This window comes from Lysinibacillus sp. FSL K6-0075, assembly GCF_038592945.1.
GTDB classification, from domain to species: domain Bacteria; phylum Bacillota; class Bacilli; order Bacillales_A; family Planococcaceae; genus Lysinibacillus; species Lysinibacillus fusiformis_F.
In genome coordinates this window covers 3,392,413-3,411,067 of the sequence record NZ_CP151947.1, presented here as the reverse complement: position 1 = coordinate 3,411,067, position 18,655 = coordinate 3,392,413, and the positions used below count along the sequence as shown (strand labels likewise).

The following is an 18,655-nucleotide window of genomic DNA, read 5'->3' as shown; positions in this document are numbered from 1 at the left end:
AAATGTTTGTCGATCACGTAAAGATTTATGTTAAAGGTGGCGACGGCGGAGATGGCATGGTTGCCTTTCGTCGAGAAAAATTTGTACCGAATGGTGGTCCAGCTGGTGGAGATGGTGGACATGGCGGTAATGTCGTATTTGAAGTAGAGGAAGGCTTACGAACGTTAATGGATTTCCGCTATAAACGCCATTTCAAAGCACCGCGTGGCGAGCATGGTATGAGTAAAGGCATGCACGGTAAAAATGCGGAAGATTTAATTGTTAAAGTTCCACCAGGTACAGTGGTTATGAATGAAGAAACAAATGCCGTTATTGCTGACTTAGTCGAGCATGGGCAACGAGCTGTTATTGCGAAAGCAGGCCGAGGTGGACGTGGTAATTCTCGCTTTGCTACACCTGCCAACCCAGCGCCAGAACTTTCTGAAAAAGGTGAGCCAGGACAAGATTTAAATGTTATATTAGAGTTAAAAGTTTTAGCAGATGTAGGGTTAGTTGGTTTCCCAAGTGTTGGTAAATCAACGCTTTTATCAGTAGTTTCTGCTGCTAAGCCAAAAATTGGTGCATATCATTTTACAACAATTGTACCGAACTTAGGCATGATTGAAACGGATGATCATCGAAGCTTTGCAATGGCAGATTTACCTGGGCTTATTGAGGGAGCACATGAAGGGGTTGGATTAGGCCACCAATTTTTACGACATATTGAACGTACACGCGTTATTGTCCATGTTATTGATATGTCAGGAATGGAAGGCCGCGATCCATATGAAGATTATTTAACAATCAATGAAGAGCTAAAACAATATAATCTTCGTTTAACAGAGCGTCCACAAATTATCGTAGCCAATAAAATGGATATGCCAGATGCAGAAGAGAACTTAACAGCATTCCGTCAGAAGGTAGGAGAAGACGTTCAAATCTTCCCAATTTCTGCTGTTTCACGTCAAGGGTTAAAAGAGCTACTGTTTGCCATTGCAGATCTACTAGAAGTAACGCCTGAATTCCCGCTATATGATGAAGAAGAGGAACAATCAGATGCAACGGTTATGTACAAGCATGAGGCAAAAGGTGAAGATTTCGAAATCACTCGTGAAGATGACGGTACATTTATTATTAGTGGTTATGCCATTGAGCGTTTATTTAAAATGACAGACTTCAGCCGTGAAGATGGTATTCGTCGTTTTGCTCGTCAATTGCGTGCAATGGGTGTGGATGAGGCTCTGCGTGAGCGTGGAGCACAGGATGGCGATACAGTACGCCTACAAGAGTTTGAATTTGAATTTGTCGATTAAGACATGAGTTTTAGGGGGAAGCGTATGAAGAATGTTGCGAATCAGCGATATTATTTAGTTCGTGAGGATGTTTTAACGGATGCAATGCAAAAAACTTTGGAGGCGAAACACTTACTATCAAGTGGTTCAGTATCTTCCATTTGGGATGCGGTAAAGCAGGTGGATTTATCGCGAAGTGCGTTTTACAAATATCGTGATGCGGTTTTTCCTTTTCATTCAATTGTGCAGGAACGCATTTTAACAGTCTTTTTACAGCTTCAAGACAGAAAAGGAACACTTGCCAAGCTTTTAGAAACTGTGACAATTACACATTGTAATGTATTGACGATTCATCAAACAATCCCTATTCAGGGGCGTGCGAATGTTACATTGTCTTTAGATGTAACAAGCATGACCTGTGATCTTGATGATCTTATCCAGCAATTAAAGCGCTTAGATTTTGTGGAATCAGCGGAAGTGATTAGTTCTGGAGCATTATAATCACAGTGTAGTGTTCAATCCTTTAATTTTTGACAAAATGACAAGCATCGTGTTGAATAAGCCCAATAGGGTAAAAATGCGATAAAGAAGCTCAAGTAAGGAGCTGTCCCAAAAGTGATTGATCATGAGGGACTGCTCCTTATTGTGCCATAAAGGAGGTATTTGCAATGACAAAGCAACAATGGGAAAATCGAATTGCCTACTTAGGACCAGAAGCATCATTTACATACTTAGCAACAAAGGCTATCTTTCCAAATGAGTGGCTTGTACCGTGTGCAACGATTCCAGAATGTATAGAGGCTGTTGCAGAGGGAAAGGTCGATTTAGCTGTCGTACCACTCGAAAATGCGTTAGAGGGCTCTGTGCCATTAACATTAGATTACTTATTCCATGAGGCAACACTTTATGTGACGGGTGAATTATTGCTGAAAATCCAGCAACATTTAATGGTCAATAAAGCGCAAAAGAATCATTGGCAGGCAATCGAAGGCGTTTATTCCCATCCACATGCACTAGCTCAATGTCATAAATATTTATTTTATCGTTTCAGTCATGCGCCATTACATCAAACAACTTCTACAGCAGCTGCAGCGAAATATGTATCAGAAAATCCACAAGAGTGTATAGCGGCAGTCGGCAATGCAGCAGCAGCAGAAAAGTATGGTCTTGAAATAGTCGAACAGAATATCCATGATTTTCATTTCAATCATACACGTTTCTTTGTACTGTCTAAGCAAAATAAACGATTGCCACAAGAGCTATCAGAGGGGCAAGCAAAAACAACATTTATGATTACCTTACCGACAGATCGTTCAGGGGCTTTACATCAGGTGCTTTCTGTTTTTGCATGGCGTCAGCTGAATTTAAGTAAAATCGAATCTCGGCCACTAAAGACAGGACTTGGTGATTATTTCTTCATGATTGATGTATTAGCAGATGAAAAGGAACCGATGATGCGTGGGGCAATGGAAGAACTAGCTGCTCTAGGCTGCAAGGTAAAGTCACTGGGTACCTACTTTACTTATGTAACATCAGACGAAGCATAGTAGCTGGAAGGAGGAGTGGTGATGGGTGGGATTATTTTATTTGATGGTGTCTGTAATTTTTGTGATAGCACTGTTCAATTTATCATCAAACATGATCAAGCTGGCTATTTTCAATTTGCCTCGCTTCAAAGTGAGATTGGTCAAGCACTTCTCGCTCAGTACAATATACCAAAGAATATAGATAGTGTGATTCTCATTGAACAAGGGAAAGTATCTGTGGAATCTACGGCTGCATTAAATATATGCAGGAAATTCGATGGACTTTGGCCTTGCTTCTACGCCTTTATCCTTGTGCCACCATTTTTACGCAATGCATTATATCGCTTATTTGCAAAGCATCGCTATCGTTTATTTGGGCAAAAAAGTGAATGCTTATTGCCTACACCTGCTCAACGGCAAAGATTTCTTTCCTGAAAAGGGGAGGGCGCGATACTCGCGGAATGAAGTAAAATACCCGCGATTAAGGACATGATACTCGCGAAGAGAAGTGAAATACCCGCGCTCAACAACATAATACCCGCAATAAGAACAGAAAGCACCGTATGAAAGCATTTTTCAGACGGTGCTTTTGCTATTCATTGATCTGTCACTAAGTAGCCTTTTTTTTGTAAAGCTTGCTCGATTAAGGCTAAAACTTCAACAGAGGGTGCTGTGATGACATGTAGATGGATGCCACCAGTGAGAGCGGATAAATAATTGGCCTGTGTTGCATTCACACGTTCGATAAATTGTTTCACCTCATGGCGGTTCGAAACCATAATCGAAGCTGTAAGTTCACCATAAATCGGATGTTCGACAATGACATTTTTGACGGTTCCGCCACAATCGACAATCGTCATTAATTCATCCTCTGTTTGCTCTGATGTGTGCAAACAAGGGAATGTGCGTTCAACGGTTTGCTGTAATTGTTCCTGATGCATATAAAGATAGCCTTGGCTTGTTGCAATAATGGGCTCATTTCTTGCCTTTAATAAAGTCATATCATTGACGATTACTTGTCTAGAAACATTGGCGAACTTAGCTAGGTCTGTCCCAGTTATAGGTGCTTTATTTTTTTTTAATTGCGCTAATAGTTGCAGTCGGCGTTCTTCGCCTAACATTTTTTTCATAAGAGATCACCCCTGCTCGTAATAAAGGAATCCGTATTCCTTATGAATTAGTGTACCATGAAGCATTTCTAACTTGCTGAAATTTTTGTATCCAAATGAAACATTGAACATATGATACGTAGAGAGGAAGGGAGGAAAAAATTGCGTATTCATATTGTTCAAAAGGGAGACACATTGTGGAAGATTGCGAAAGAGTACGGCATTTCGTTTGAAGATTTGAAGCGGCTCAATGTCCATCTTGCCAACCCAGATTATATTGTTCCAGGCATGGAAATTATACTGCCTGAAAAAATAAACAAAGAGCCGCATAGAGATTCGCATAAAGAAATGCCGAAAAAGGAAACACAAGTGCATAAGGAGACACCGAAGGAAAGTCCTAAAAAAGAGGTACAGCGACCGATGCCGCCACCACCGCCGGTTGTATCGCCGCCACCAGCTCCTATGCCAATGCCCGAACCACAAATGATTCCGATACCAATACCGATGCCAATGCCAATGCAGATGCCACAACAACCGATGTGGGTACCGCAGCCTGTGGAAATGAATTGGCACCAACAATTGGTGATGCCACAAATGGAGCAAACTGTTACAATACCACCTGTGCAAATACAGCCACCGCCAGCACCTACACCGCAACCACCACCTGTAGCTAAACCGAAGCCAATGCCAATGCCACAACCAGCACCACATCCACCAATGCATATCATGCCACAAATGCCTGCCGTGCCACATTGTTCAAGTTGCCATCAGCCAATCTATCATCAAATGTGGTGGCCGATGCCAATGCAGCCGCAGGTGGAGCATTATACGATGCCACAGCAGCCAATGTCCTGTGACATGCCAGATCATAAAGTGGGTGGGATGGAAGACTTTTTAGAGTCCACGTCACCATTCTTCCATACACAAAATCACCAAATGCAGCCACAAATGGATATGATGCCTGATATGAATATGGGGCAGCCCTGTGGTTGTGGTACACAACCAATGATGATGCCTGATATGAACATGGGTCATTCCTGTGGCTGTAATACACAACCAATGATGATGCCTAATTGGCAAATGGACCCTTGTCATTGTCCGCCACCCCCATGTCCGACACATTGTCCACCACCGTGTCCATCAGCAGCAGGACCATGGATGTCACCGCACTATTTCCCAGGCGGGATGACGCCTTATCGATGGTGAAAAAGCGTATATTGTAGAAGAGGTAAAGCCAAATATTTGGAAATATAAGTATCAATCGAATAATTATTTTGTCAAACGTGCAAAGCAAGTAGAAATTGCGGAGAAGGTAAGAACCATTCATCGCCAGTTAGGACGTATGGACCCTTCTTTGATCTTACCATTAGTTCAGAGCGATGATGAGCAGTTAATTGTTCAAATGTGGCAAGAAGGAAGCCATGGTGCTAACTTTGCGCATAAAAAAGATCGTAAGGAATCTCTTAGATTATTAATAGCTTTACATGACACACATAAAAAAATTGCTTGGCAGCGCGTGCCAGGCTTGCATACCTACTCACAGCTTTTAAAATGGCAAATGCGTCATATGCGTTTTAAAAGTAGAAAAAATGAGCTTCGAACATTTTTAACGAAAGAAGAAATCGATCAAATACTGCATTATAGTGATAAATCATTACAATTGATTGCATTAGAAGATGCACCTGAAAAAGAGATTACGCTATTACACGGGGATGTAGTCCATCATAATTTCTTATGGTGCTCTGATGGACAATTGCGATTAATTGATTTTGATTTAGCGCACCTTGGTGAAGCGGATGACGAGTATATTTTATGGTTACATCGTGTGTTGCCTGCTGTAGATTATGATCTTGGAAAGATTTTTGCAGAGTTACCTGAGCTGAAACGACTGGATAAAAGAAAGCTTCATCGTTTGAAATATCCGAATGAGTTATTACGAGAATGGCTTTTTGCTATAGATTTACCACTAGAGCAACAGCTAGTATTTTTAGATTATTTAGTGCCATTTACAAAACGAGCCCTCACCTATTGGCCCAAACTGTGGTACGATATTGATAGATTTGTCAAGAAATGACCGTCATTTGGCGGTCATTTTTGTCTGCGAACGGCGTTTTTGACGCTACTTTTTGTCGAGCATTCGTTCGCTATATGCTATAATCGAAGACGATGATTGTGAGGGATTATAGATGTATGATTATTTAAAAGGACAAATTACTCGTATTACACCTGAATTTATTGTGCTAGAACAACAAGGGATTGGCTGGCAACTCAATACGCCCAATCCGTTTGCTTTTCGAACTTCTGCCCTTGAACAACAGATATATGTTCATTTGCATGTACGAGAAGATGCACAAGTTTTATATGGTTTCCCTAATCTAGATCAGCGCGAGCTATTCCGTAAGCTTATTTTAGTGTCGGGAATAGGGCCAAAGGGAGCACTAGCTATTTTAGCTACGGGCAATCCACAACAGGTTATTAGTGCAATCGAACGGGAGGACGAAACATTTTTAGTGAAGTTCCCTGGAGTCGGAAAAAAAACAGCACGTCAAATGATCCTCGACTTGAAGGGTAAGCTAGGCTCATTATTAGATACATTGGAGTTACCTAGTGCAGAAGATGAGTTACCATTGTTTGGTGTGAATCCTTATAAACATGAACTAGAAGAAGCCTTACTTGCTTTAATAGCACTTGGTTATTCTGAAAAAGAGCTCGAAAAAATTAAACCACAGCTAGAGGATAATGACAAACTGGAAACGACAGATGCCTTTATGAAACAAGCATTGCAACTACTGCTAAAATTAAAATAAGGAAAGGAGGGAAGGTGCATGTCTGAACGTATGATGGCAAGTGAAGCAGGTAGCTATGATGAGCAGTTTGAATTATCTTTACGCCCTCAAAAATTAGCGCAGTATATTGGGCAACATAAAGTAAAGGAAAACTTACAAATATTCATTGAAGCGGCAAAGCTTCGCCAAGAAAGTTTAGATCATGTGTTGTTATATGGACCTCCGGGACTTGGTAAAACGACATTAGCTGCTGTTATTGCGAATGAGATGAATGTCAATGTACGCATGACAAGTGGACCCGCGATTGAGCGTCCTGGAGATTTGGCAGCTATTTTAAGTTCACTAGAGCCTGGGGACGTTTTATTTATAGATGAAATCCATCGACTCCCCCGTGCTATTGAAGAAGTTTTATATCCAGCAATGGAAGACTTCTGTTTAGATATTGTGGTGGGGAAGGGCCCTGAAGCACGTTCTGTACGACTTGAATTACCTCCCTTTACCCTTGTAGGTGCAACAACAAGAGCTGGTGCATTATCAGCTCCTTTAAGGGATCGTTTTGGAGTGTTACTACGCTTAGAATATTACGATGATCAATCGCTTGCCGAAATTGTTGTGCGAAGTGCTCATTTGTTTGAGGTAGAAATTGAGCAAATAGCAGCAACGGAAATGGCGAGGCGCTCACGTGGAACACCTCGAATTGCCAATCGTTTATTGAAACGAGTGCGAGATTATGCACAAGTGCTTGGAGATGGTATGATAACGGAGGGTCTTGCACAGCAAGCGTTAGAGCTGTTACAAGTAGATCCTAGAGGGCTTGATCATATTGACCATAAACTTGTAACCAACATGATTGAGCGGTTCCAAGGAGGTCCAGTAGGCTTAGATACACTTGCTGCATCGATTGGTGAAGAACGAGTTACAATAGAAGATGTATACGAGCCTTATTTGATGCAAATTGGCCTTATTCAACGTACACCAAGAGGAAGAGTGGCCACATATTTAGCCTACGAACATTTTGGATATGAGTATCCCAAACAAACATAAAGAAGGAAGTTATTTTCATGCGTGTAGAAGATTTTGATTTTGAATTACCAGAGGAGCTTATTGCCCAAACGCCATTAGTCGATCGTACAGCGAGTCGATTAATGGTCGTGACACCAGGCTCAAATAAAGTGGAGCACCACCATTTTGCTCATGTTTTAGAGGAGCTACATGCTGGAGACTGTCTTGTACTAAATGATACAAGAGTTTTACCTGCTCGCTTAATGGGGGTGAAGGAGGAGACAGGGGCACATATAGAAGTATTACTATTAAAGCAATTGGCTGGTACAGATCAGTGGGAAACACTTGTAAAACCAGCAAAGCGTGTAAAAGTAGGAACAGTCATAACATTTGGTGACGGTTTATTAACAGCTACTTGTACAGGTGAGCTTGAACATGGCGGACGTACATTTGAATTTCATTATGATGGCATCTTTTATGAAATATTAGAGCAACTTGGTGAAATGCCGTTACCTCCATATATTCGTGAAAAACTAGAGGACAAAGATCGTTATCAAACCGTTTATGCCAAAGAGCGTGGCTCGGCTGCAGCACCTACAGCAGGACTGCATTTTACAGAGGAGCTATTAGCACAAGTGAAGGCTAAAGGGGTAGAGGTTGTCTTTATTACGCTACATGTAGGTCTGGGCACTTTCCGTCCCGTTAGTGTAGATTCGATTGAGAACCATGAAATGCATGCGGAATTCTATAGTGTTACCGAACAAGCAGCAGATACGATTAATCGAGTAAAGCGTAACGGCGGCAAGGTTATAGCTGTTGGGACAACCTCTACTCGTACATTGGAGACAATTGGTTCGAAATATGAGGGAGAAGTGCGAGCAGAACAAGGTTGGACGTCTATTTTCATTTATCCAGGCTACAACTTTACGGTGGTAGATGGGTTAATCACAAACTTCCATTTACCAAAATCAACACTGGTCATGCTTGTCAGTACGCTAGCCACACGAGAGACCATTTTAAGTGCTTATCAGCAAGCTGTAGAGGAAAAATATCGCTTCTTTAGTTTTGGCGATGCAATGTTTATACGTCCAAAAAAATAATAGTGGATAAAATCGGAGTACTGTTTTTACTTCAGATAAGAGAGGATTATTTATTTTATGACACAACCAGCAATTCGATATGAACTACTTCATACATGTAAACAAACAGGAGCACGCCTTGGCATCGTGCATACACCGCATGGCTCCTTTGAAACACCAGCATTTATGCCTGTTGGCACACAAGCAACGGTTAAGACCATGTCACCAGAGGAATTAAAAGAGATGAATGCCGGCATCATCCTGTCCAATACGTACCATTTATGGCTTCGTCCAGGTAATGATATTGTTAAAGAAGCAGGCGGGCTTCATAAATTTATGAACTGGGATCGTCCAATTTTAACGGATTCAGGTGGTTTCCAAGTATTTTCACTTAGTCAATTCCGAAAAATTGAGGAGGAAGGCGTTCATTTCCGTAATCACCTCAATGGCGATAAACTATTTTTGAGTCCAGAAAAGGCGATGGAAATTCAAAATGATTTAGGCTCTGATATTATGATGGCCTTTGATGAATGTCCACCATATCCTGCAACACATGACTATATGCTGCAATCAGTCGATCGTACAACTCGTTGGGCAAAACGTTGTAAGGAAGCACATCAGCGTCCAGAGGAGCAAGGTTTATTTGGGATTATTCAAGGCGGAGAGTACGAAGATTTACGCCGCCGCTCAGCTGAAGCGTTAGTGGAACTAGATTTCCCTGGCTATGCGATTGGCGGATTATCTGTTGGTGAACCGAAAGATGTGATGAACCGCGTTTTAGAATTTACTACGCCAATGATGCCTGAAAATAAACCACGTTATTTAATGGGTGTTGGCTCACCAGATTCTTTAATTGATGGGGCCATTCGTGGGATTGATATGTTTGACTGTGTATTGCCAACACGTATTGCACGTAATGGAACACTGATGACATCTGAAGGACGCCTAGTGGTGAAAAATGCAAAATATGCACGTGACTTTGGTCCAATTGATCCTAACTGTGATTGCTATACATGTAAAAATTATTCTCGTGCCTATGTTCGTCACCTTATTCGCACGGAAGAAACGTTCGGTATTCGTTTAACATCTTATCATAATCTACACTTCCTATTGAAATTGATGGAGCAAGTACGTGAGGCAATTCGTCAAGACCGCCTTGGTGATTTCCGTGAAGAGTTCTTTGAAAAATACGGCTTTAATGGGCCAGACGCAAAAAACTTTTAAGCTAGACGGATATGATCATTTCATGCGCTAAATCAAATGAAAAAAGGACATTAGGCATCCCCTAATGTCCATAATCAATAGCAATAGTTTTGCAAATCATTCAAAACTTTGTAAAAAGTGAATATTTCTAGCAAAATATTGTCAATCATAGAAAAAATATTAGTAAATGAGAAAATTTTTTGGCTTGTCCATCGCTTTTTAATGGTGGAATAGTCTATACTAAAAAAGTGAGATTTGGAAAGGGGGCAAGATGCTATTATGGATCAATTACTAGGATTAGCACCAATATTATTAATGTTCGTTGCAATGTGGTTTATCTTAATCCGTCCTGCTAAAAAAAGACAGCAGGAAACACAAAATATGCAAACTAGTTTGCAACGTGGAGATAAAGTCATTACAATCGGTGGTTTACATGGTGTTATTGATGCAATTGAAGACTCAGCAGTGACATTAAAAATCGCTGACAATGTACGAGTGAAATTTGACCGTCAAGCAATTGGACGAATTGTCAATGACAATCAGTAACAAAGAAGAAAAGGCTTACAATAGGCAATAGCTACATTGTAAGTCTTTTTTATATAACTGATGGTTAGTGCCGTCTATGCTGCTTATATGTTTTTTGCAGGTGTAGCTTTTAATTTATGAATGAAGGCTTCACCAGTATCATTGCCATTAATAGTGATTCTGTTTAACGTAAATATGGCATCGCCCTTTTTCACATGTTTATTTTGTATAACAAAGGCCATCTTAAACCCAGCTTCTTTGGCTATTTTTATCGTGGAGAGTGAATAAATCCCATAAGGATAGCTTATAGCAATTGGCTCATAACCTAATTTTTCTTTAATTATTTTTCTTGAGCGAATAAAATCATTTCTAACTCTTTCTTCATAGGCAACCTGACTTTCTAGCTGCCCATTCACAAAACTAGGGCCGAATACAGCGCCATTTAGTTTACCGTTTTCTGAAGGTAATTTATAATGTAAATCCCAAGTATGACTCTGGATTGTAATATAATCCTTCATTTCCTTCAATTGATCCCAACTCATCTTTGCTGATTCATTTGGATAGTGATTGTTTTCGTTATTCTCTAGGATTCGGCTTGCAATCACGAAAATTTCCGCATGCATACCATATTTTTTCAATATCGGGTAAGCTTTTTCATAATTGCTAAAATAGCCATCATCAAAGGTAATTAATACAGGCTTTTGAGGTAACGGTGTTTGGCCGTTTAAGTAATCATATAATTGCTGGGCAGAAATGGCATGATATCCTTCCATTTTAAGTAATTTCATTTGATTTTCGAAGTTTTCGGGTGAAATAACTGTATTATTGTTTATATTTTCCTCTAAATGATGGTACATAAGAATAGGTATTTCCTGTTCGTGGTACCCATAAATAGAATAAGGCTTAATAAGAAAAAGAATATAAACAAAAACGAAAACAATTATTTTCCTTGTCATGTTCTCACCTTGTTTGCATGTTTATAGTGGTAAGCATCTAGCTCTTTGTTAGTGTGTACGAACAAGTAGGAACTATTCCTTGAATACTGTATAAAAAACAATAAGTAAGGTCACCTTGATAGTATGGGGGTGTGTTTCTATGGAAGAATATTACCATATTATTTTTAGAACTTGTTTTTTATATGTGTTTATCATCATCGTTTTCCGTTTAATGGGCAAACGAGAAGTAGGTGAATTATCAGTCATCGATTTGGTCGTATTTGTATTAATTGCGGAAGTGGCAGCCTTCGCGCTAGACGATTATAAAAATCCTCTCTTTAATGCGATACTACCTATCATTATTTTGCTCTTTATTCAAATATTAAGTGCCTTTTTGTCATTAAAGTTCAAAAAAATACGTGACTTAGTGGATGGTGACCCTGCTTTATTAGTAAAAAACGGTGTTATTTTAGAGAGTGAGATGAGAAAACACCGCTATAATTTAGATGATTTATGTCAGCAATTACGAGAAAACGGAATCGCATCGGTGACAGATGTAGCCTTTGCGTATTTAGAGCCTTCAGGCAATCTTTCTGTCTATAAAAAAGATGAAAAAGCCTTTGTGTACCCATTGATTATCGACGGTGATATCCAAGAAAGACATTTATTTACCATGCATAAAGATGTGGAATGGCTAATGGGTGAGCTAGCAAAAAATAATATTACTGACAGTGAAACGGTATTTTTTTGTATTTGGGAAGACAATAAGTTGCATATCCAATTAAAGGAATCCTAAACTTTCTTCGCCAATTTTTTGATGTAGCGGAAATCCGTAATACGCAACTGATTGGTAAATAATAGAAAAGTAAATAGTAAAAATAATGTGACACCACTATTTAAAATAAATGGTAGTGACAGTATTGGGATGAGGAAATACTGTACGACGCAAACGGCGATAAAGCAACTATAAGGTACGACAAACATTCTAAAGCCTGCACGCAGGTTTTTTCGTTGTCTCACTGTTGCAATATGCAAGAAGGACGTCAGTAAAACACCAAAGCCAATGGCTACAACAGCACCTTTTTCCTGGATACCTGGTTGAGAGGCAAGTACAAACATCACAAATAGTTTACCTAGCCCACCATAGATGGAGTTCATCATGGCTGCTCTTGCCTCACCAATCGCCTGTAAGATGGAATGTAGAGGGCTTTGAATATAATAAAAATAAAAAATAGGTGCTAAAATTTTAACGTACCCACGATTTTCTTCTAAATGGAAAAGCTTCATGGCTAATTCATCTCCGTGCACAAAGAAATACGTAGCAGCAAAGCAACCTACTAAAGAAGATAATCTTAGGGACACTGAAATTCGTTCCTGTAGTAGCGGGATGTGCTGACGAGCGACGGCATCACTCACAGCTGGAATGAGCACAATCGATAAGGCTGTTGATACAAACGCAGGAAATAACAGTAATGGCACCAAAACACCTGAAATGACACCATATAAAATAGTGGCAGCAGATGCAGTTAAACCAGCAACAGTCAAAGCTTTTAAAAAGATAATCGGCTCTAAAAACCAAGTGAAAGAACCAAAAAGCTTACTACCTGCAGAGGGAAGGGCAATACGCAACATTGGTGATGCTGGATACCCTTCAATTTTAGTTTTTCGTGTCAGTAATTTCTTTTTCGAGACGATATAGTGCAGCCATAAATACAGGAATGCTACAACTTCAGCAAGAAGCGTAATGCCCATTGCCGCAGCAGCCGTAACAGCAGCATTATTGTAATTAGCTACATAAGGTAGCATTAAAGTAATGAAGCTAATACGTACAATTTGTTCAATCATTTGTGCCCATGCAGTCGGTGTAATTTTAGCGACACCTTGTAAATAAGCACGTAATAAGCCAGATCCAACTGATACTGGTACAGCAAAGAGTGCAATCCATAGTGTAAATGTTGTCTGTTCATTATGTAATAGCGTTGTAGAAATATATGGTATTGTTAGTGCAATGAGTGGCATAAAAATGATCATGCCAATGAATGACCAAAGAATGGCTGTACGCATGACACCAAAGATGTTCTCACGTTTATTTTTTGCTAGTAATTCAGCCACTATTTTAGCCACAGCGATAGGTAGTCCTAGTTGAATGAGTGAGATGAAGAAAATAAATGCTGGATAGACGGTCATATAAATGCCGACAGCTTCTTCACCAGCAATCCGCATAAATTGCATTCTATAAAAGAAGCCAAAAAGTTTAGATAAAAAAATCACAAACATTAAAAATAATGTACCTCGTACAAAAGAACTCATGCCATCCGTCCCTTCTCAAGCCGCAAAAATTCATTTACACTATTTGTATGCAAGCATGTCTTACGTTACGACTTTGATTGGAGATGATTCAAAATGAGTATGCAGTATGAGCAACTATTTGAAAAGATTCGTCCGGCAATTGATAGTAAGATAGCAGAGTTCCAGCATTATCAATACAATGCTATTACGGCAGAAGAACTTTGGCGCTACTGTATTGAAAAAAAATGGCGTAAAAAGAAAGTTGAACAGCTACGTTTACATGAAGTCATTTCTACCATTTTTTCGGTATCGCCATCTGATATCGTCTCATTTAATCAAGTAGAGTTTTTACAAAGTAATAATTGGTTTGGAGAAGTCAATACAGAAGAGTTACAATTACTGCTTGGTCCAGTCAGAACGTAATCAATGCTGTGTCAAATTTTACAATAATTCAAAGAATCCTATATGTGTTGAATTGACACCAAGCGCAACCTGTTTCATAATAAGTGTGTTGCGCTTTTTTTATTTTGAATAAGTTCTTACTTACATAAGTCTCCTATGCTTTGATTGACATTTGGAAGACTAGTACCTAATAATACAAAGATAAACTTGCGCGTTATGAACGATTGAAATAAGTAAAGCAACCTTTTTGAAGCACAGGTAACACGATTCTAGATGCAAAGGAGGATTAAACGTTTCAAAAGGTATTGCTAGTTACTTGTTTGGCGTGTAAGGACAGCCCTTACACCAATTCGAGGAGGATTTATTGATGAAACTAAAAAGTCGTATAGTTGCATTCTTATTAATTCTAGTGCTCTTTGCAGCAGGAATTAGTACGACTGTAAACGGCGTCTTAAAGGACATCAAGCTTGGTCTTGACTTACAGGGCGGGTTTGAAGTGCTTTACGAGGTAAATGAATTAAAAGAAGGACAAAAAATTACACCAGAAATTGTCACAGCGACATCCACTGCACTTGGTGAACGTGTAAATACGATGGGGGTTAGTGAACCGAGTATTCAGGTTGAGGACAAAAATCGTATTCGCGTGCAATTAGCTGGTGTTGAGGATCAGGAATCGGCACGTAAGTTATTGTCCACTTCTGCGAATTTAACATTCCGTGATGTTGATGATAATTTATTATTGGATGGAGACGATTTGAAAGCAAACGGTGCTAAAGGCTCTTTTGACCAACAAAATCGTCCGATTGTATCCTTAACTTTAAAAGATGCGAAAAAATTTGCTGATATAACAAGTAAAATTGCGGCGAAACCTGCAGGCCAAAATTTACTGGTTGTATGGTTAGACTTTGAAGAGGGTGTTGATTCCTATAAAGCGGAATCACAAAAAGCAAAGCCTCGCTATGCATCTGCAGCAACAGTTAGTCAAACATTAAATACAACAGATGTTATGATTAGCGGTAATTTCTCTGTTGAAGAAACTAAAAATTTAGCTGATATTTTAAATGCTGGGGCATTACCTGTAAAGCTTGATGAAATTTATTCAACTTCTGTTGGTGCTCAATTCGGTGACGCAGCATTGAAAAGCACTATTTTTGCTGGGATAGTCGGCGTAGTCATCATATTCATATTTATGCTATTCTACTATCGTTTACCAGGCTTTATTTCCATCATTACACTGGCTGTGTTCACATTCCTAGTATTGGTGGTCTTTGACTGGATTAATGCGGTATTAACGCTTCCAGGTATTGCGGCCATTGTGCTTGGTATTGGGATGGCTGTAGATGCCAATATTTTAGCGGCAGAACGTATTCGTGAAGAGCTTCGAGTAGGCTATTCTGCTAAACAAGCTTTCCAAATTGGTTCTAAACAATCTTTATCAGCCATTATCGATGCACAGTTGACAACTTTATTAGCTGCAGCAGTATTGTTTCAATGGGGAACAAGCTCTGTTAAAGGATTTGCTACAACATTAATTATTAGTATTTTATTGAGCTTCTTAACAGCAGTTTGGGGTTCACGTGTCCTATTAGGGCTACTTGTTAACAGTGGCTATTTCAATAATCCAGCATGGTATGGTATTGCAAAATCAAAACAACATAGTCTGGATGAAAATATTGGTGCATTAGATTTATCAACGAAATTTGATCGATTTGATTTTGTTCACAACCGTAAGAAATTCTATACATTCTCATTAGCCATTTTAGTGGCTGGTTTAGTAGTTATTGGTATTTTCCGTCTAAACCTAGGAATTGATTTCTCAAGCGGTACTCGTGTCCAAATTGAATCTGACCAAACATTAACGAAAGAAGAAGTATCCAAATATCTAGATAGCATTGATTTTTCATCAGAAGATATCATACTCTCCGGTGAGAAAAGTAATACAGCAGTCATTCGCTATAAAGATGACCTTACACAAGCAGAAATTTTAGAATTTAAAAAAGTAGCTGGCGAAAAATATGGTCATGAACCAGCTGTAAGTACCGTATCGCCTACAGTTGGTAAGGAACTTGTAAAAAATGCGATTAAGGCTTTATCTCTTGCAGCAATAGGGATCATCATTTATGTGGCAATTCGCTTTGAATGGCGCATGGGTATTGGTGCAATTGTTTCATTATTGCATGATGTATTCTTAATCGTGGCTGTCTTTAGCTTCATGCGTTTAGAAGTAGATATTACATTTATTGCGGCTGTGTTAACAATTGTTGGTTATTCCATCAATGATACGATCGTTACCTTTGACCGTATGCGTGAAAACTTAGATCGTTATAATACAATTAACGATCGTGAAGTATTGGCGAATATCGTGAATAAATCGCTACGCCAAACAATGGGACGTTCGGTTAATACAGTATTAACTGTTATTATCGTTGTAATAGCCCTATTAATTTTTGGTGCGCCATCTATTCAAAACTTCTCTATCGCGTTATTGATTGGTTTAATTACAGGTATGTATTCTTCAATCTGTATCGCAGCTCAAATCTGGTATTCATTAAAAATTCGTGAGATGAATAAATCAGATGGACAGCTACGCAAAAAAGAGAAAAAACAATGGGGTACAGACGAACCTACTGTATAATATAGTGAGCAGAGAATGGAAAACGAATGGTTTTCTATTCCCTGCTTTTTTTGCATGCAAAAAATCTGCTAACTTTTATAAAAAGCAGCAGATTTTTCGTATAGTATTTATAATTTAAATTGCTGAATGAAGCCTTGTAGCTGTTGCGCATTTTCACTTAATTCTTCTGCAACAGCATTTACTTGCTGCATTGTTGCAACTTGCTCGTCAACAGATTCTGCAATCATTTGAGAATTAGTTGCTGATTGATTAGAGACATTGGCAATTTCCGTGACAGAGGCTGCAACCTGCTCAGCACTGGCAGAGATTTCTTCAGATGTAGCAGAAATTTCTTCAATTTGCTCTGTGAATGCTGCAACCGCAGAGGTGATGGAGTAGAAAGCATCTCCAGCCTCATGAATTTTGGCTACGCCATCCTGTACAGAAGCTAAACCATTGTCGACAGAGGCTGCAACATTTCGTGTATCTGTTAGGATTTCTTTCGTAATAGCAACGATTTGATTGGCAGATTGATTCGATTCCTCAGCAAGTTTACGTACCTCATCTGCTACTACTGCAAAGCCTTTACCATGTTCTCCAGCTCTCGCTGCTTCAATGGCAGCATTCAGTGCCAGTAAATTTGTTTGCTCTGAGATAGCTGTAATCACTGTTGTAATTTGTCCGATTTCTTCTGATTGCTTACTTAGTTTTTGCGTTAAGGTTGCAATATCAGAAGTTGCTCGTGCAATCATATCCATCTGTTCTTTTGCTGTTGTAATGGTTGCTCCGCCTGTGTGGGCAAGCTGAGTCAGATTTTCTGCATTGTGGTGAAGACTTTGGGTCGCCTCCGCAATACGTTGAACTCCTGATGCTGTTTCATCCATTGCCACAGCACTTTGCTGAGAGGCACTAGCAGAAGAAGTGACATGTGTTACGTTTTCTTGAAGTCTTTGAGCAATATCATCAGAGGTTGTGGTTACTTCTTCTGTACTAGCAGAAAGCTCTTCTGAGACAGCTGATAAATGGGATGCGCTATCTTGAATGTTAGTCATTAGGCAAGTTAGATTTTGTTTTAATGTATTGACTGCAATTGCAAGTGTGCCGATTTCATCTTTTGATTGATGGTCAAGCTCAGTGATCGTTAAATCACCTTGTGCTAATGTATCTGCTGCTCCAATGGCTTTCCGTAGCGGCAGGACAATGGAGTTTTTGACAAAATACATAAAATATAAACCGATTATGATACTAGCAATTAGAAGGCTCATAGCAATGACAATAGCACGAGAAACGGTATGATTAATAGATTGATCCACCTTTTGAAGCTGTTCATCGTGATAAGCTAATAAATCGGTTGTTAACTTGAATATATCCTTATTGTATTTTGTGACATCATGGTTAACGATAGAGAGCGCTAAATCTGTATCGCCACTATTAAACGCTTGCAAAGCTTTCTGTGAATTTGATAGTAACTCTTTTTGCAATTCTGTGATTTGCTGCATAATATTTTTTGTATAATCTGATCGAACAATAGTAGAAAGTTCATTCACTGTTTCAGGTAACAACTTTTCATAGCGCTCTAAATTGGCCTTAGCTGTTTCATCCTGATTATTTAAAATATAGGAGCGTAAAAATAAGCCTTGAGATGCAAGTTGTTGTTGTATTTTATCCGTTAATTGGATTTGCACCATACGATGCTTCAATACTTCTTCTAAATCATTCTGTGTTGTTTTAAATTGAATAAATGATACGATGCTTGAGATAAGAAGTAAACAGGTTAAGGAAATGAATCCTAGATTTAATTTTTTGCGAACGGACATAAACTTCCTACTTTCTTTTATTATATGGAAAAAATTGATGCTCTGAAATTACTATAACTTGATATATTTACATGGTCAATACTCAAGGGATTTTCAA

18 protein-coding genes are annotated in these 18,655 nt (G+C 39.1%); 14 read left to right on the top strand and 4 right to left on the bottom strand.

Translation table 11 applies throughout. The annotated features are described in order from the left end of the window. Positions 1-2: 2 nt before the first annotated feature. From obgE to MHB65_RS16695, 4 genes are all read left to right on the top strand, one after another. Entirely contained in the window at positions 3-1,292 is a 1,290-nt protein-coding gene (gene obgE / locus MHB65_RS16710) for a GTPase ObgE (RefSeq protein ID WP_205444655.1), read from the top strand. A gap of 24 nt (positions 1,293-1,316) precedes the next feature. Then, a complete protein-coding gene (locus MHB65_RS16705; RefSeq protein WP_004226679.1) occupies positions 1,317-1,772 on the top strand; it encodes an ACT domain-containing protein in 456 nt (151 codons plus the stop codon). A gap of 167 nt (positions 1,773-1,939) precedes the next feature. Further along, on the top strand, positions 1,940-2,818 hold the full coding sequence (gene pheA / locus MHB65_RS16700; protein ID WP_205444653.1) for a prephenate dehydratase: 879 nt from the start codon (positions 1,940-1,942) through the stop codon (positions 2,816-2,818). A gap of 21 nt (positions 2,819-2,839) precedes the next feature. Next, a complete protein-coding gene (locus tag MHB65_RS16695; protein WP_205444651.1) occupies positions 2,840-3,232 on the top strand; it encodes a thiol-disulfide oxidoreductase DCC family protein in 393 nt (130 codons plus the stop codon). 161 nt (positions 3,233-3,393) lie between these two features. Here the strand turns inward: MHB65_RS16695 and MHB65_RS16690 are convergent, their stop codons facing one another. Then, entirely contained in the window at positions 3,394-3,927 is a 534-nt protein-coding gene (locus MHB65_RS16690) for a transcription repressor NadR (protein ID WP_205444650.1), read from the bottom strand. A gap of 141 nt (positions 3,928-4,068) precedes the next feature. Between MHB65_RS16690 and MHB65_RS16685 the strand changes: the two genes are divergently transcribed. The 7 genes from MHB65_RS16685 to yajC all read left to right on the top strand — a co-directional run bounded on the left by MHB65_RS16685 (position 4,069) and on the right by yajC (position 10,522). Further along, on the top strand, positions 4,069-5,112 hold the full coding sequence (locus tag MHB65_RS16685) for a LysM domain-containing protein (RefSeq protein WP_342441092.1): 1,044 nt from the start codon (positions 4,069-4,071) through the stop codon (positions 5,110-5,112). Further along, entirely contained in the window at positions 5,102-5,980 is an 879-nt protein-coding gene (locus MHB65_RS16680) for a phosphotransferase (protein WP_342443759.1), read from the top strand. The genes MHB65_RS16685 and MHB65_RS16680 overlap by 11 nt, the downstream gene beginning before the upstream one ends. Positions 5,981-6,092: 112 nt before the next feature. Continuing rightward, positions 6,093-6,713: a Holliday junction branch migration protein RuvA gene (gene ruvA, locus MHB65_RS16675; protein ID WP_342441091.1), complete on the top strand. Its 621-nt coding sequence runs from the start codon at positions 6,093-6,095 to the stop codon at positions 6,711-6,713. A gap of 18 nt (positions 6,714-6,731) precedes the next feature. Further along, entirely contained in the window at positions 6,732-7,736 is a 1,005-nt protein-coding gene (gene ruvB, locus MHB65_RS16670) for a Holliday junction branch migration DNA helicase RuvB (RefSeq protein ID WP_342441090.1), read from the top strand. A 17-nt stretch (positions 7,737-7,753) separates the two neighbouring features. Beyond that, positions 7,754-8,794 carry a tRNA preQ1(34) S-adenosylmethionine ribosyltransferase-isomerase QueA gene (gene queA, locus MHB65_RS16665; protein ID WP_342441089.1) on the top strand — a complete coding sequence of 347 codons (1,041 nt, stop codon included), beginning with the start codon at positions 7,754-7,756 and terminating at the stop codon, positions 8,792-8,794. A 57-nt stretch (positions 8,795-8,851) separates the two neighbouring features. Further along, on the top strand, positions 8,852-9,997 hold the full coding sequence (gene tgt / locus MHB65_RS16660; protein WP_036075815.1) for a tRNA guanosine(34) transglycosylase Tgt: 1,146 nt from the start codon (positions 8,852-8,854) through the stop codon (positions 9,995-9,997). Positions 9,998-10,255: 258 nt separating this feature from the next. Then, positions 10,256-10,522 (top strand): preprotein translocase subunit YajC, encoded by a 267-nt coding sequence (gene yajC, locus MHB65_RS16655; protein WP_205444640.1) that lies wholly within the window; start codon positions 10,256-10,258, stop codon positions 10,520-10,522. 83 nt (positions 10,523-10,605) lie between these two features. Here the strand turns inward: yajC and MHB65_RS16650 are convergent, their stop codons facing one another. Further along, positions 10,606-11,457 carry a polysaccharide deacetylase family protein gene (locus tag MHB65_RS16650; protein WP_342441088.1) on the bottom strand — a complete coding sequence of 284 codons (852 nt, stop codon included), beginning with the start codon at positions 11,455-11,457 and terminating at the stop codon, positions 10,606-10,608. 139 nt (positions 11,458-11,596) lie between these two features. Between MHB65_RS16650 and MHB65_RS16645 the strand changes: the two genes are divergently transcribed. Next, complete coding sequence (locus tag MHB65_RS16645; RefSeq protein ID WP_205444636.1) at positions 11,597-12,232, top strand: DUF421 domain-containing protein; 636 nt, start codon at positions 11,597-11,599, stop codon at positions 12,230-12,232. Here the strand turns inward: MHB65_RS16645 and MHB65_RS16640 are convergent. Then, on the bottom strand, positions 12,229-13,746 hold the full coding sequence (locus tag MHB65_RS16640) for an oligosaccharide flippase family protein (protein ID WP_205444635.1): 1,518 nt from the start codon (positions 13,744-13,746) through the stop codon (positions 12,229-12,231). The two genes, MHB65_RS16645 and MHB65_RS16640, sit on opposite strands and share 4 nt — an antisense overlap. Before the next feature lie 93 nt (positions 13,747-13,839). On the opposite strand from MHB65_RS16640, the gene MHB65_RS16635 reads away from it, so the two are divergent. Then, positions 13,840-14,148: a post-transcriptional regulator gene (locus MHB65_RS16635; protein WP_205444633.1), complete on the top strand. Its 309-nt coding sequence runs from the start codon at positions 13,840-13,842 to the stop codon at positions 14,146-14,148. Between the two features lie 346 nt (positions 14,149-14,494). Further along, positions 14,495-16,762, top strand: coding sequence for a protein translocase subunit SecDF (secDF, locus tag MHB65_RS16630; RefSeq protein ID WP_342441087.1), 2,268 nt, complete (start codon positions 14,495-14,497; stop codon positions 16,760-16,762). A 107-nt stretch (positions 16,763-16,869) separates the two neighbouring features. On the opposite strand, the gene MHB65_RS16625 is transcribed toward secDF, so the two are convergent. Continuing rightward, positions 16,870-18,558: a methyl-accepting chemotaxis protein gene (locus tag MHB65_RS16625; RefSeq protein WP_342441086.1), complete on the bottom strand. Its 1,689-nt coding sequence runs from the start codon at positions 18,556-18,558 to the stop codon at positions 16,870-16,872. Positions 18,559-18,655: the final 97 nt, after the last annotated feature.

Coding starts and splice junctions, on each gene's coding strand:
- MHB65_RS16645 (WP_205444636.1), top strand. CDS start 11,597: ATGGAAGAATATTACCATATTATTTTTAGAACTTGTTTTTTATATGTG.
- MHB65_RS16650 (WP_342441088.1), bottom strand. CDS start 11,457: ATGACAAGGAAAATAATTGTTTTCGTTTTTGTTTATATTCTTTTTCTT.
- tgt (WP_036075815.1), top strand. CDS start 8,852: ATGACACAACCAGCAATTCGATATGAACTACTTCATACATGTAAACAA.
- ruvA (WP_342441091.1), top strand. CDS start 6,093: ATGTATGATTATTTAAAAGGACAAATTACTCGTATTACACCTGAATTT.
- secDF (WP_342441087.1), top strand. CDS start 14,495: ATGAAACTAAAAAGTCGTATAGTTGCATTCTTATTAATTCTAGTGCTC.
- queA (WP_342441089.1), top strand. CDS start 7,754: ATGCGTGTAGAAGATTTTGATTTTGAATTACCAGAGGAGCTTATTGCC.
- MHB65_RS16690 (WP_205444650.1), bottom strand. CDS start 3,927: ATGAAAAAAATGTTAGGCGAAGAACGCCGACTGCAACTATTAGCGCAA.
- MHB65_RS16705 (WP_004226679.1), top strand. CDS start 1,317: ATGAAGAATGTTGCGAATCAGCGATATTATTTAGTTCGTGAGGATGTT.
- ruvB (WP_342441090.1), top strand. CDS start 6,732: ATGTCTGAACGTATGATGGCAAGTGAAGCAGGTAGCTATGATGAGCAG.
- MHB65_RS16640 (WP_205444635.1), bottom strand. CDS start 13,746: ATGAGTTCTTTTGTACGAGGTACATTATTTTTAATGTTTGTGATTTTT.
- pheA (WP_205444653.1), top strand. CDS start 1,940: ATGACAAAGCAACAATGGGAAAATCGAATTGCCTACTTAGGACCAGAA.
- yajC (WP_205444640.1), top strand. CDS start 10,256: ATGGATCAATTACTAGGATTAGCACCAATATTATTAATGTTCGTTGCA.
- MHB65_RS16635 (WP_205444633.1), top strand. CDS start 13,840: ATGAGTATGCAGTATGAGCAACTATTTGAAAAGATTCGTCCGGCAATT.
- obgE (WP_205444655.1), top strand. CDS start 3: ATGTTTGTCGATCACGTAAAGATTTATGTTAAAGGTGGCGACGGCGGA.
- MHB65_RS16625 (WP_342441086.1), bottom strand. CDS start 18,558: ATGTCCGTTCGCAAAAAATTAAATCTAGGATTCATTTCCTTAACCTGT.
- MHB65_RS16695 (WP_205444651.1), top strand. CDS start 2,840: ATGGGTGGGATTATTTTATTTGATGGTGTCTGTAATTTTTGTGATAGC.